Consider the following 13,292-nt stretch of genomic DNA (forward strand, 5'->3'; position numbering starts at 1 on the left):
TTTTTAGATTCAATTAAACTAACGGCATTAAAAACGCCACAAGCAATGAGGAGAATTCCTGTGAGCGATATCGAACAACGTGTTAAGCAAGCAGTTGCAGAACAACTTGGTATCAAAATCGAAGAGATTAAAAACGAAGCGTCTTTCATGGATGACTTAGGTGCAGATTCTCTAGATCTAGTTGAACTTGTTATGTCTTTCGAAAATGATTTCGACATCACGATTCCTGATGAAGATTCTAACGAAATCACAACTGTTCAATCTGCAATTGACTACGTTTCTAAGAAACTAGGTTAATCGCCGATTTCAGCTTTGCTGAACATAAAGACCACCCTTGAGGTGGTTTTTTTGTGTTTGCTTTTCACATGAATAGAGGTTTTACAATCCATTACCTTTCTGTCACCAATGACTAACTATCTCTATAGAGTTTTCATTATAAAAATAAGAGTGATGTGACATTAACAACAAGAATGGAGTCCGCTATGGGTCTTTTTGATTTTGTAAAAGGTATCGGTAAGAAGAATACAGCTGCTGCGGAACCACAGGCTGCCCCTACAACGACAACGCCGGCTGCAGCACAACCTGCAGAGCCTTCTGCTCAGGAAGTGGCAAATAAATTACTCGGCCATGTGAAAAGTCTGGGCCTTCCGATCACTGGCTTATCCATTAGTTATAATTCCGCTTCTGATCTGGCGACGATCAGAGGTCAGGTACAAAGTCAGGCCGATCGTGAAAAGATTGTTCTGGCCGTGGGTAATATTGATCATGTCGCCAAAGTGGATGATCAGCTTACGGTGAGCAGTCCTGAACCGGAAAGTAAATTTTACACGGTGAAATCAGGTGACAGTCTGTCGAAAATCTCAAAAGAATTTTATGGTGATGCCAATCAGTATAATAAGATTTTTGAAGCCAACCGTCCGTTGCTCAAAGATGCAGATGATATTTTCCCGGGACAGGTGCTCCGCATTCCTGCTTAAGATTTAATAATTCCAATCAATGTTCGATCTCAAAGCCCCGTTTGGGGCTTTGTTGTTTTTGTCCGTAGCTTTAAAAAGCCATCATTACTAAATACCTAGGTCCAGATATAAACTTTCTTTGACTTCTTCCATCACTACATAACTGTGGGATGAAGCAGAAGCGGGCAGTTTTTTTAGTAAATCTCCCAACAGGCGGCGATAGGCACTCATTTCCTTTAAACGCGCTTTGACCAGATAATCAAAATCACCGGAAATTAAATGGCATTCCAGGACTTCCGGAATCTCAGTCAAATTGCGTGCCACCTGATCAAAGACATCACCTGATTTGGCTGAGAGTTTGATTTCCAGAAATACCAGCAAACTACGTTCTAGCATTTCCGGATTTAGACGGGCGTAATAACCCATGATGATGCCTTCGCGTTCCAGCCGTTTTACCCGTTCTGAACAGGGTGTGGTTGATAGATTGACGCGTGCTGCAAGTTCGCTAATGGCAATCCGGCCATCGCGTTGCAGGATGTCTAGAATCATGCGGTCAATGCGGTCTAATTTGCGCATCAATATTTCCCTCTTTTTTTTAATTCTGCCCGAAAAAATATTTATTCCACTGAATATACAGTCTGAATATAGTGAATTTAACTATTAAAGCAAAAATATACTAGTGAAATAAACTGAAAAGATGTTTGAGGGTTAAGGTAATGCGCGTATTGGTTTTAGGTAGTGGTGTGATTGGTGTGGCAAGCGCTTACTATCTGGCGCAGCAGGGAGCAACCGTGACTGTGTTGGATCGTCAGGCAGGTCCGGCGCAAGAAACCAGCTTCGGTAATGCCGGGCAGATTTCTCCAGGATATTCGACCCCTTGGGCTGCACCAGGTATTCCGTTTAAGGCAGTCAAATGGATGTTTCAGCATCATGCACCGTTGGCGATTAATGTCGATGGCAGCTTGTGGCAATTGCAGTGGATGGCACAAATGCTGAAAAACTGTAATGCCCAGCATTATGCAGTCAATAAAGAACGGATGGTGCGTGTGGCTGAATACAGCCGTGACTGTTTACGTAATTTGCGCCGTGATATTGGCATCTCTTATGAAAACCGCGCGAAAGGTACTTTGCAGATTTTCCGTAAAGATGCGCAGCTGGATGCAGTTCAGCGCGATATCGAAGTTCTGAAGGAAACTGGAGTTGAGTTTGAACTGCTGGATCGCGATGGACTGGCGCGTGTAGAACCGGCATTGGCACAGGCAAAAGACAAACTGGTGGGTGGTCTTCATTTACCCAATGATGAAACAGGTGACTGCTATCTGTTTACCAATGCCCTGGCAGAACATGCCAAAGGGATGGGTGTAGAGTTTAAGTTCAATCAAAACGTTGAAAAGCTGATTGTAGAAGGTGACCAGATCAAAGGTGTTCTGGTGAATGGTCAGGTGCTCACGGCAGATAAATATGTGCTGGCCTTTGGTAGTTATTCACGTGATTTCCTTAAACCGCTTGAACTGAATTTGCCGGTATATCCAGTAAAAGGTTATTCATTAACCATTCCTATTCTAGATCCAGCCTTCGCTCCGCAATCTACCGTGCTGGATGAAACCTATAAAATTGCAATCACCCGTTTCGACCAGCGCATCCGCGTCGGTGGTATGGCAGAACTGAGTGGTTTTAACCTGGGTCTGAATGAAGATCGTCGCGGCACGCTGGAAATGGTGACCCGTGATTTATTCCCAGGGGGTGACATGAATCAGGCCAGCTTCTGGACAGGCCTGCGTCCAATGACCCCGGACAGTACGCCAATTATTGGAAAAACCCGTTTTAAAAATCTGTTCCTGAATACCGGACATGGCACGCTGGGCTGGACCATGGCTTGTGGTTCAGGAAAATTAATCAGCGATCTGGTCTTGGCCCGTGATCCTGAAATCAGCACCGAAGGTCTGTCATTGGCGCGCTATCACCAAGCGGCCTAAGGCCATCTGAGGCGGAATATTCAAGGAGGAATGTATGCCACGTCCCATTACTGCGATCATTCATCAACAGGCGCTTGGGCATAATTTAAGTGTGGCGCGCCAATATATGCCCAATAGTCAGGTATTTGCCGTGGTCAAGGCCAATGCCTATGGGCACGGGATTGAACGTGTCTATGCTGGACTTGAAGGTGCAGACGGTTTTGCCTTTCTGGATATTGAAGAGGGCGCGCGGCTACGTGCGCTGGGATGCAAGAAGCCGCTAATGTTGCTCGAAGGTATTTTCGCTTTTGAGGATTTATTTGCATGTGTGAAGCATGAAATGAGCTTTGCCATTCATTCCCGACATCAAGTGCAATGGCTGAAACAGTTTGCCGAAATAGCGCCGGATGCACAGTTTGATGTGTATTTGAAAATGAACAGCGGCATGAACCGTCTGGGTTTCGAGCCGCAGCAATATGCAGAGATCTGGCAGGAACTGCATCAGCTGAATAATGTGCGTTCAACCACGCATATGACCCATTTCTCCGATGCGGATGGTCAGCGTTTTGGGCAGGACGGAATTCAGCATCAAAACCTGATTTTTAGCCAGGCCATTCAGGGACTTGAGGGTAAAACCTCACTCAGCAATAGTGCAGCCATTCTGCGGCATCATCAAACCCTTCATTCCGATATTGTACGTAGCGGCATCATGCTGTATGGCAGTTCACCAGATTATCCAACACACACGATTCAAGACTGGAATCTGCAACCGAGCATGAGCTTACGCAGTGAAATTATCGCCATTCAAATGATCCAGACAGGTGAGAGCATTGGCTATGGTTCCAAATTTATCGCCACGCAGAATATGCGGATCGGCATTGTGGCCTGTGGCTATGCGGATGGTTATCAACGACTATCGGCGACCGGTACACCTGTGCTGGTCGATTCAATCAAAACACAGACATTAGGTCGGGTCAGTATGGATATGCTGGCGGTAGATCTGACTGCGCTGCCGCAGGCGAATGTGGGGAGTGAAGTGGTACTTTGGGGACGATCTTCCCAAGGTGTGACTTTGCCGATTGATGAGGTGGCGGCCAGTTCAGGCACGATTGGCTATGAGCTGATGTGTGCGGTGACCGCCCGGGTTCATTTCCAGATTGACGCTTAAATTTTTAATTTAAATTTTATTTAAATATCCCAAATAAGGAAGATTAGCATGACACAGGACAATACAGCCATTCAGCGACTCAACAGCAATCAAATCATGAGTGCGGTGACGATTCATCATCAAACTGTGTATCTATCAGGTCAGGTGCCGAATAGCACAGATCTGGATGTACGAGGCCAAACACAGGAAGTCTTTGCAAAAATTGAGGAATTGCTCGCACTGGCAAATACTGATAAAAGCCGGCTGATTTCTGCACAATTATTTGTCAAGCATCTGGATGATTTTCAAACCGTGAATCAGCTTTGGGTAGAATGGTTACAAGGTCATGGCACGCCGGCACGTGCCACGATTCAGGCAGATTTGGTCAATCCGGACTGGCTGATTGAAATTGCAGTTATTGCAGCTCAAGCTTAATTGAATTTTTGATATTGAAATCTCCCATGCAATGATTTAAGTCGTTTTAGTGCAGTAAATCTCACTGAATAGCGCAGTAAAAAGTATGAAAATGTCATAATAAGCGTTCGAGGACTGAACGTTGTAAATTCAGCTTGATGCTGTTGTAAAGATTAAAAAGGATGTAAAAATGAAAACCACCCCGGACACAGAAGACGTAAAATCGTCGCCGCATGAGTTACAACGAAAACTCTCTAACCGACATTTGCAGTTAATCGCCATTGGTGGCTGTATCGGTACCGGCTTGTTTATGGGATCGGGAAAAACCATCTCCCTGGCAGGCCCTTCAATTTTGATCATTTATATGATCATTGGTGGCATGTTCTTCTTCCTGATGCGTGCGTTGGGTGAAATGCTGCTGTCTAATCTGCATTACAAATCTTTTATTGATATGGCCCATGACCTGATCGGGCCGGGTGCTGGTTATTATATTGGCTGGTCGTACTGGCTGGGTTGGGTGCTGGTAGGGATTGCCGATCTCGCGGCGATTATTAACTATTTGAGTTTCTGGCTGCCTGAAGGCATGGCCTTTACCCCGATGGGGCAGGCCATGATTAGTGTGGGTTGTGTGCTGTTTATTCTCGCGATTAACTTGGTCACGGTAAAACTGTTTGGTGAGATTGAATTCTGGTTCGCACTAATCAAGATTTTAGCCATTCTTGGTTTGATCTTTGTCGGTGGTTATATGGTGTTTAGCGGTTTTCAGGCACCGAGTGGCGCCGTCGCCAGCTTTAGTAATGTCTGGGCGCATGGTGGCTTATTTCCCAAAGGCTTTACTGGTTTTCTGGCAGGCTTCCAGATTGCCATGTTTGCCTTTGTCGGGGTGGAACTGCTCGGTACGATGGCGGCAGAAACCAAAGATCCGGAAAAGAATTTACCCAAAGCGGTCAACGCCATTCCTACGCGGATCATTCTGTTCTATGTATTGTCATTGCTGATGATCATGTCAGTTACACCATGGCATTTGATTCCTGCGGATCAAAGTCCATTTGTGAGTTTGTTCCTGTATGCCGGTATTCCAACTTCAGCCATTATCATGAACCTGGTGGTATTGTCGTCAGTGATGTCCTCTATGAACAGTGGGGTATTCTCGACCAGTCGTATGTTGTTTGGTTTGGCACGTGATGGACAGGCGCCTCAAGCTTTAGCGCGGTTATCTAGTCGGGCAGTACCAGCCACAGGGTTATTTTTCTCCTGTGCTTTTATTATGTTGGGGGCAGCATTTCAGTATTTTGTACCAAACACCATGGAAGCTTTTACTCTGGCAAGTTCGCTGTGTGTGATCCTGTTTATTAGTATCTGGAGCATCATCATGGTGTGCTATATCCGTTACCGTAAGCAGCAACCGCAAAAGCATGCCGCCTCGAACTTTAAAATGCCGGGTGGGGTATGGATGTCTTATGTGGTATTGGCATTCCTGTTATTCGCCTTGATTATTTTAAGCCTGGAACCTGACACTCTAAAAGCTCTGATGATCAGTCCTTTATGGTTGATTATTCTGGCGGTGACCTATCGACTGCTGTATAAGCCACGTATGCGTCAGCGTGGTAATCATTAAATATTCAGACATAAAAAATCCCCGACTGATCGGGGATTTTTTTTGATTGCGTGGGTGAATTAGAAAGTAGGTTTAACCACGACTAAAATCACCACTGCAAATAAGATCAAGGTTGGCATCTCATTAAAATAACGCCAAAACTTGTGTGACTTGTAGTGTGCATTACCAATCAGCTTCTTGCGGTAATAACCACACACCAGATGGTAAATCACCAATAAGCCGACCAGGCCGACTTTAAGGTAAAACCATAAGGCTTCATGGTAATGACGCGTTGCATCACCCCAATCCACCAGAAAGTGTGCCGTAATCAAGGTGGCCAACATGGCTGGCCACATGATGCCACGGTACAACTTGCGTTCCATGACTTCAAAGCGTTGATGACTGATGGCATCTTCGCTCATGGCATGATAAACATATAAACGTGGCAAGTAGAACAAAGCCGCGAACCAGCAAACTACTGCAATAATATGTAATGCTTTTACCCACAAGAAAGCATCAGAAGGAGCATCCATCAAGTCACCCTAAACTGGGCAGCTTAGCCTTCCCATTTTTTGAAAATGAGACAAGCATTTACGCCGCCGAAACCGAAACTGTTACTCATCACAGTATTCAATTTTGCGTCACGTTTTTCAAGCACGATATCAAACGGTTTCGCGCCTTCATCCAGCTCGGTCACGTTGATGTTTGGCGCAATAAAGTCATTCTGCATCATCAGAACTGAATAAATCGCTTCCTGAACACCAGCAGCACCCAGACTGTGACCCGTCATTGATTTGGTTGAGCTGAGTGGAGGAACCTGACCTTCACCAAAAGCACGTTCCATTGCTTTAAGTTCTGTGATGTCACCCGCTGGAGTAGAAGTACCATGCGTATTTACATAGTCAATTTTATCGACACCGTGTTGTTTTGCTTCTTCTAAAGCCATTAGTACGCAACGCGTTGCACCTTCACCAGATGGTGCAACCATGTCGGCACCATCACTGTTTGCAGCATAGCCAACCACTTCAGCTAAGATATTTGCGCCACGCGCTTTCGCATGTTCCAAAGACTCAAGGATCACAAAACCACCACCACCGGCAATCACGAAACCGTCACGGTCTGCAGAATAAGGGCGTGATGCTGTTTCAGGGCTGTCATTGTATTTAGAGCAAAGTGCGCCCATCGCATCAAACAACAAGCTTTGTGACCAGTGATCTTCTTCACCGCCACCCGCCAGCATTAAATCTTGTTTGCCGAGTTGAATCAGGTTGTAGGCATAACCAATCGCATCCGCAGAGGTTGCACATGCACTAGTAATGGTATGTGCCACGCCTTGTAATTTGAATGCAACGCCAACGTTAGCCGTAATGGTGTTGGTCATATTACGTGGTACAAAGAAAGGGCCGACTTTACGCGCACCTTTGGTTTGCAATAATTCGTTCATTTCAATAACGGAAGCAGTTGAACCGCCACCTGAACCACCCGCGATACCATAACGTGGGTTGCCAGCTAAGTCTTCAACCTTTAAACCTGCATGTTCAACCGCAGCAAGAGCTGAGTTATATGCATACATCGCACATACACCCATAAAGCGTTTCAGTTTGCGGTCGATCCCATCGAAATCCTGCTCGGCTGCAGCACTGACATGACTTTTGAAATTGAGTTCAGCATAAGTCGGATTAAAACGTGTTCCTGAAATCCCGTTTTGTAAAGAATGGTTTACATCCTCTAATGTATTACCAATACATGAGTTAATACCCATGCCAGTGATGACAACACGTTTCATCTACAGATCCTTATAGTTTGCTCTATGCTCAGCGGCAGATATCTGGGTTTTAAAATCGCCCAATCCAGCGCTTAGCCTTATTTCATGATGGGGAACATGATAGCAGAAAGACTTTTGAAATCTTATGGCAAATGTTATGCCGTGTGACAGTCGGTTGAGTTTGTGAGTCGGCATGTAGGGGTTTTACTAAATGAAACAGAATAAAGTTGAGATAAACGCTGACTACACCTAGTATTTATACCAAATACAAGCACATGAATGCTGAGGTAAAAAATGGTAAATGCTAATAATAAACAATCTAATGGTCTGATTTCGAATGCCTTTGGAGTGGCGAAAAAGTTCAGTTCAACCGGATTGGATTTGTTGAATCATGTTGCGCCGGATTCGGTGACTAAAGCGCTGAAGCCTTCTAACTCCGATCAGGTGATTGACGGTTCGGCGAAGACGAAAAGCGCTTTTTCAGCTAAAAAATATGATAATCCTCAGCAAATGCTTCGCGAGCATCTTCCAAATGTCTCTCGTCAACTTCTCGGGCGCCGCTTTAATACCGTGAATAATGTCGCGCATTTTGTTTCTCCAGACTTAACCGAAAAAGTGTCTAACTACTTTTATGAGCGTCTGAATCAATTTAGTAATCAAACCAGTTCGGTTGATGCCATTCTGAATGAAGCTGGAGCGAAAGATTTAGAAGAATTGACTCAGGACGTCGACCGATCCAAGCGAATTTCACAGGCTTTAGGTGAACAAAACAAATGGATTGCGACGGTTCAGGGTGCAGTGAGTGGTGCTTCAGGGATGCTTGGCACCGCGATTGATATTCCCGCTTCTTTACTGATGGCGTTGCGTACCATTTATCAAGTCGGTCGCTCTTATGGTTTTGACCTGAGCAAAGAAGATGATCAGGAAATCGTCCAGCATATCTTTAGACAGATCGACCTGAGCCTGATTGCAGAAAAGCAAACCTTGTTATTGGGTTTAAAAGCGTTAAGTAATACCCTTAAAACTCATGATATCTCCCAGCTACAAGCCATGCTAGGTTCTGATAATGATGTCAGCGCTATCAAACAATGGCTAAGTCGTCATGAGGGAGAGGCTAAATGGGAATGGATGAATCATCTGCCAAAAATTTCGATTCTGGAGCGATTAACCAAACTAACGCCTCTGGCAAGTGCAGGTATTGGTGCAGTATATAGCCACCGTTTTGTCGAGGATGTAAATCAGAAAGCTCAAGAAGCATTCTCACATGCACGCCAATACCTGATTCAGCATCAGGATTCGCAATTGTCTCCTTATGCTGCCTATGAAAAAGCAGTCAGTTTGTTACAACAGGCAACTCCGAAACTCCTAAATGGTGCCTCTCACGACGTTGAGCCTGCGAAAGATAAGCCGATCATGGATAAAGATATTGCGATTGAGGGCAATAACACGATTACCCAAGTCAAGCTGGTCAAAAAAGAGCAGAATGATCTAAGCTCTGAAGAAGCAGAAGTGAAGAAAGATGAAAAGGTGAGTGAAGGGCTGGAAGCGCTTAACGATGAGTTGGTTGAACCTGCGGTAGATAAGCAGTCGCAACAACCCGCTTTAACCAAAACTTCATTTGATCCGGAAATCGAAGCTGAACTGCATCCAGAAGCTGCTGACGAGGCAGAAGCTGCTACAGAGACTTCACAGCAGGGCGTAGACGATCAAGAAAATTCGAAAACTGAATCTGAAGCTCAAGATGTGACTAAAAAAGTCAGTAAAAATTCAAAAAAATAAGCGAATTTTGAAGGTAAATAAAAGCAGGCAAATGTCGTGAGAAACGGTATTTGCTTGGCTTGAGTAGGTTGACCAATTTTGCATCTTGAATTACAATTGCATGCCCTCAAAAAGTAGTAGTTTTTTGGGGCTTTTTATTAACGGGAGAATTGCCAAATGGCAACAACAAATCAGTTGATCCGCAAGGGTCGTACGACTTTAGTTGAAAAATCTAAAGTTCCTGCGTTGAAGGCTTGTCCACAGCGCCGTGGTGTTTGTACACGTGTTTACACAACTACACCTAAAAAACCTAACTCAGCAATGCGTAAAGTTTGCCGTGTTCGCTTAACTTCAGGTTTCGAAGTTTCTAGCTACATCGGTGGTGAAGGCCATAACCTACAAGAGCACAGTGTTGTTCTTATCCGTGGTGGTCGTGTTAAAGACTTACCAGGTGTACGTTACCATACCGTTCGTGGTTCTTTAGACTGTGCTGGTGTTAAAGATCGTAACCAGTCTCGTTCTAAATACGGTACTAAACGTCCTAAGAAATAATTCGTTAAGAATTAAATTTTAAGAACGTAGAACCGCAATCCTTTATCGTCTCGCTTGTCTGATTTCTGCATTAATTTTGTGAAAATTCCAAGCGACGTATAGTAAGGCCAGCGAGTAGTACATGACACTTTGTACTCATGCTGGATAAACCTGAAGTGTCATCTTTATAGGTAGTTTAAAATGCCAAGACGTCGCGTAGTCGCTGCTCGTGAAATCCTTCCGGATCCTAAGTTCAGCAGCCAAACAATCGCTAAATTCATGAACCACGTAATGCAAGATGGTAAAAAATCTATTGCTGAAAGTATCGTTTACGGTGCTTTAGACCGCGTTCAAGAAAAATCTAAAGTAGACCCAGTTGAATTTTTCGAGACTACTCTTGAAAAAGTTCGTCCTATGGTCGAAGTAAAAGCACGCCGTGTTGGTGGTGCTACATACCAAGTTCCTATGGAAGTACGCCCATCCCGTCGTACTGCTCTAGCGATGCGTTGGTTAGTAGATGCTGCTGCTAAGCGTTCTGAAAAAACTATGGCTTTACGTCTTGCTGGCGAGTTGCTTGATGCATCTGAAGGCAAAGGCGCTGCGGTTAAGAAACGTGAAGATGTGCACCGTATGGCTGAAGCCAACAAAGCATTCTCTCACTACCGTTTCTAAGCAGATAAAACAGGCCCTATTCAGGAGGGTGATAAGACCGTCATGGTTTTGTCACCAAAGCGCTTTAAGTTGCTATGCAGCTTAAAGCGTCCTGTTTTAAACAACAAAATTTAGGAATGCTAGAAATCATGGCACGTCAAACCCCAATTTCTCGTTATCGTAACATTGGTATTTCCGCGCACATTGATGCGGGTAAAACCACAACTACAGAACGTATTCTGTTCTACACAGGTGTATCTCACAAAATTGGTGAAGTACACGATGGTGCAGCAACAATGGACTGGATGGAGCAAGAGCAAGAACGTGGTATTACCATTACTTCTGCTGCTACGACTACATTCTGGTCAGGTATGTCTAAACAGTTCCCTGAACACCGTATCAACGTAATTGATACACCGGGACACGTTGACTTCACAATTGAAGTTGAACGTTCTATGCGTGTTCTTGATGGTGCGTGTATGGTTTACTGTGCTGTAGGTGGTGTACAACCTCAGTCTGAAACTGTATGGCGTCAAGCGAACAAATACCAAGTGCCTCGTTTAGCATTCGTGAACAAGATGGACCGTACTGGTGCCAACTTCTTCCGTGTTGTTGAACAAATGAAAACACGTTTAGGTGCATCTCCAGTACCTGTAGTAATCCCTGTTGGCGCTGAAGAAAACTTCCAAGGCGTAATCGACTTGATCGAAATGAAAGCGATCATTTGGGACGAAGCTTCACAAGGTATGAAGTTTGAATACGGTGAAATCCCGGCTGAACTTCAAGAAACTGCTGAAGAATGGCGTACAAACATGGTTGAAGCTGCTGCTGAAGCTTCTGAAGAGTTAATGGATGAATACCTGAACAATGGCGATTTGACTAAAGAACAAATCGTTGCTGGTCTACGTGTCCAAACTTTGGCTTGTCAAATTCAACCAATGCTTTGTGGTACAGCATTCAAAAACAAAGGTGTTCAACGTATGTTGGACGCAGTAATTGAATTCTTACCGTCGCCTACAGAAGTTAAAGCGATTGAAGGTGTTCTTGACGATAAGGCTGAAACTAAAGCGATTCGTGAAGCATCTGACGAAGCTCCGTTCTCTGCACTTGCGTTCAAAATCATGAACGACAAATTCGTAGGTAACTTAACTTTCGTACGTGTTTACTCTGGTGTTCTTAAACAAGGTGATTCTGTTTATAACCCAGTTAAATCTAAACGTGAACGTATCGGCCGTATCGTGCAAATGCACGCGAACGATCGTCAAGACGTTGAAGAAATTCGTGCGGGTGATATCGCTGCGTGTGTAGGTCTTAAAGACGTAACTACAGGTGATACACTTTGTGATGAGAAAAATGTCATCACACTTGAGCGTATGGAATTCCCAGAGCCAGTAATTGCATTGGCTGTTGAACCAAAAACTAAAGCTGACCAAGAAAAAATGTCAATTGCTTTAGGTCGTTTGGCTAAGGAAGATCCATCATTCCGCGTTCGTACTGATGAAGAGTCAGGTCAAACAATCATCGCTGGTATGGGTGAACTTCACCTTGACATTATTGTTGACCGTATGAAGCGTGAATTCGGTGTTGAAGCAAACATTGGTAAACCAATGGTTTCTTACCGTGAAACGATCAAAAAGTCAGTTGAGCAAGAAGGTAAATTCGTTCGTCAAACTGGTGGTAAAGGTAAATTTGGTCACGTATACGTACGTTTAGAGCCAATGGATGCTGATGCTGGTAAAGACTACGAGTTCGTTGAAGAAGTTGTTGGTGGTGTAGTTCCTAAAGAATTCTTCGGTGCTGTGGATAAAGGTATCCAAGAGCGTATGAAGAATGGTGTCCTTGCTGGTTACCCAGTAGTTGGCATTAAAGCTACATTGTTTGACGGTTCTTACCACGATGTCGATTCGGACGAATTATCGTTCAAGATGGCTGGTTCTTATGCCTTCCGTGACGGTTTCATGAAAGCAGATCCTGTTCTTCTTGAACCTATCATGAAAGTTGAAGTAGAAACTCCAGAAGACTACATGGGCGATATCATGGGTGACTTAAACCGTCGTCGTGGTATGGTTCAAGGTATGGATGACTTGCCTGGTGGTACTAAAGCAATTAAAGCTGAGGTTCCACTTGCTGAGATGTTTGGTTACGCGACTCAAATGCGTTCTATGTCTCAAGGCCGTGCAACATACTCTATGGAATTTGCTAAATATGCTGAAACTCCACGTAACGTGGCTGAAGGCATCATTTCTAAATTCCAGTCTGGCGGTAAAAAAGGTGACGACGAGTAATCTTTCGATTACTATAAGCCCAAACTAATTCATAGTTAAAAACCAAGTGCTCATGCAGTGATCCTGCATGAGTAGTTTAAAAAGGAAGATCTCATGGCTAAGGCTAAGTTTGAACGTAATAAGCCACACGTTAACGTGGGCACAATTGGTCACGTTGACCATGGTAAAACAACTTTAACAGCTGCAATTGCAACTGTATGTGCGAAGAAATTCGGTGGCGAAGCGAAAGACTA

General features: G+C 44.3%; 14 protein-coding genes. 11 read left to right on the forward strand and 3 right to left on the reverse strand.

Features of this window, described 5'->3' with window-relative positions; all coding sequences use genetic code 11:
- Positions 1-60 precede the first annotated feature (60 nt).
- The gene (acpP, locus tag AC13CK_RS03090) at positions 61-297 is read left to right on the forward strand and encodes an acyl carrier protein (protein WP_004646101.1); all 237 of its coding nucleotides are present in this window, start codon (positions 61-63) and stop codon (positions 295-297) included.
- A gap of 185 nt (positions 298-482) precedes the next feature.
- Positions 483-977, forward strand: a complete 495-nt coding sequence (gene lysM / locus AC13CK_RS03095; protein ID WP_425880000.1) for a peptidoglycan-binding protein LysM — start codon at positions 483-485, stop codon at positions 975-977.
- Positions 978-1,064: 87 nt separating this feature from the next.
- Here lysM and AC13CK_RS03100 read toward each other — a convergent pair whose 3' ends face one another.
- Entirely contained in the window at positions 1,065-1,532 is a 468-nt protein-coding gene (locus tag AC13CK_RS03100; protein WP_004279232.1) for an Lrp/AsnC ligand binding domain-containing protein, read from the reverse strand.
- Positions 1,533-1,672: 140 nt separating this feature from the next.
- Between AC13CK_RS03100 and AC13CK_RS03105 the strand changes: the two genes are divergently transcribed.
- The 4 genes from AC13CK_RS03105 to AC13CK_RS03120 all read left to right on the forward strand — a co-directional run bounded on the left by AC13CK_RS03105 (position 1,673) and on the right by AC13CK_RS03120 (position 6,090).
- Positions 1,673-2,932 carry a D-amino acid dehydrogenase gene (locus tag AC13CK_RS03105; protein ID WP_164542813.1) on the forward strand — a complete coding sequence of 420 codons (1,260 nt, stop codon included), beginning with the start codon at positions 1,673-1,675 and terminating at the stop codon, positions 2,930-2,932.
- A gap of 34 nt (positions 2,933-2,966) precedes the next feature.
- Positions 2,967-4,079 carry an alanine racemase gene (alr, locus tag AC13CK_RS03110; RefSeq protein ID WP_425880001.1) on the forward strand — a complete coding sequence of 371 codons (1,113 nt, stop codon included), beginning with the start codon at positions 2,967-2,969 and terminating at the stop codon, positions 4,077-4,079.
- Between the two features lie 48 nt (positions 4,080-4,127).
- Positions 4,128-4,493, forward strand: a complete 366-nt coding sequence (locus tag AC13CK_RS03115) for a RidA family protein (protein WP_262457562.1) — start codon at positions 4,128-4,130, stop codon at positions 4,491-4,493.
- A gap of 169 nt (positions 4,494-4,662) precedes the next feature.
- A complete protein-coding gene (locus tag AC13CK_RS03120) occupies positions 4,663-6,090 on the forward strand; it encodes an amino acid permease (RefSeq protein ID WP_425880002.1) in 1,428 nt (475 codons plus the stop codon).
- Between the two features lie 59 nt (positions 6,091-6,149).
- On the opposite strand, the gene AC13CK_RS03125 is transcribed toward AC13CK_RS03120, so the two are convergent.
- Both AC13CK_RS03125 and AC13CK_RS03130 read right to left on the reverse strand, forming a co-directional pair.
- A complete protein-coding gene (locus tag AC13CK_RS03125) occupies positions 6,150-6,602 on the reverse strand; it encodes a CopD family protein (RefSeq protein WP_004730607.1) in 453 nt (150 codons plus the stop codon).
- Between the two features lie 23 nt (positions 6,603-6,625).
- A complete protein-coding gene (locus tag AC13CK_RS03130) occupies positions 6,626-7,855 on the reverse strand; it encodes a beta-ketoacyl synthase N-terminal-like domain-containing protein (protein WP_005247122.1) in 1,230 nt (409 codons plus the stop codon).
- 273 nt (positions 7,856-8,128) lie between these two features.
- Between AC13CK_RS03130 and AC13CK_RS03135 the strand changes: the two genes are divergently transcribed.
- From AC13CK_RS03135 to AC13CK_RS03155, 5 genes are all read left to right on the forward strand, one after another.
- On the forward strand, positions 8,129-9,613 hold the full coding sequence (locus AC13CK_RS03135; RefSeq protein WP_425880003.1) for an EcsC family protein: 1,485 nt from the start codon (positions 8,129-8,131) through the stop codon (positions 9,611-9,613).
- 156 nt (positions 9,614-9,769) lie between these two features.
- Positions 9,770-10,144, forward strand: coding sequence for a 30S ribosomal protein S12 (gene rpsL, locus AC13CK_RS03140; RefSeq protein WP_002050319.1), 375 nt, complete (start codon positions 9,770-9,772; stop codon positions 10,142-10,144).
- 180 nt (positions 10,145-10,324) lie between these two features.
- Complete coding sequence (gene rpsG, locus AC13CK_RS03145; RefSeq protein WP_004279240.1) at positions 10,325-10,795, forward strand: 30S ribosomal protein S7; 471 nt, start codon at positions 10,325-10,327, stop codon at positions 10,793-10,795.
- Positions 10,796-10,923: 128 nt separating this feature from the next.
- Positions 10,924-13,059, forward strand: coding sequence for an elongation factor G (fusA, locus tag AC13CK_RS03150; protein WP_004646111.1), 2,136 nt, complete (start codon positions 10,924-10,926; stop codon positions 13,057-13,059).
- A gap of 93 nt (positions 13,060-13,152) precedes the next feature.
- Positions 13,153-13,292, forward strand: a 140-nt coding sequence (locus tag AC13CK_RS03155; RefSeq protein ID WP_228199197.1) for a GTP-binding protein, incomplete at its 3' end; no start/stop codon positions are given.

The sequence above is a fragment of the Acinetobacter sp. L-24 genome (assembly GCF_056857555.1).

Coding starts and splice junctions, on each gene's coding strand:
- AC13CK_RS03105 (WP_164542813.1), top strand. CDS start 1,673: ATGCGCGTATTGGTTTTAGGTAGTGGTGTGATTGGTGTGGCAAGCGCT.
- rpsG (WP_004279240.1), top strand. CDS start 10,325: ATGCCAAGACGTCGCGTAGTCGCTGCTCGTGAAATCCTTCCGGATCCT.
- AC13CK_RS03130 (WP_005247122.1), bottom strand. CDS start 7,855: ATGAAACGTGTTGTCATCACTGGCATGGGTATTAACTCATGTATTGGT.
- alr (WP_425880001.1), top strand. CDS start 2,967: ATGCCACGTCCCATTACTGCGATCATTCATCAACAGGCGCTTGGGCAT.
- AC13CK_RS03100 (WP_004279232.1), bottom strand. CDS start 1,532: ATGCGCAAATTAGACCGCATTGACCGCATGATTCTAGACATCCTGCAA.
- AC13CK_RS03135 (WP_425880003.1), top strand. CDS start 8,129: ATGGTAAATGCTAATAATAAACAATCTAATGGTCTGATTTCGAATGCC.
- fusA (WP_004646111.1), top strand. CDS start 10,924: ATGGCACGTCAAACCCCAATTTCTCGTTATCGTAACATTGGTATTTCC.
- AC13CK_RS03125 (WP_004730607.1), bottom strand. CDS start 6,602: ATGGATGCTCCTTCTGATGCTTTCTTGTGGGTAAAAGCATTACATATT.
- AC13CK_RS03115 (WP_262457562.1), top strand. CDS start 4,128: ATGACACAGGACAATACAGCCATTCAGCGACTCAACAGCAATCAAATC.
- lysM (WP_425880000.1), top strand. CDS start 483: ATGGGTCTTTTTGATTTTGTAAAAGGTATCGGTAAGAAGAATACAGCT.
- AC13CK_RS03120 (WP_425880002.1), top strand. CDS start 4,663: ATGAAAACCACCCCGGACACAGAAGACGTAAAATCGTCGCCGCATGAG.
- rpsL (WP_002050319.1), top strand. CDS start 9,770: ATGGCAACAACAAATCAGTTGATCCGCAAGGGTCGTACGACTTTAGTT.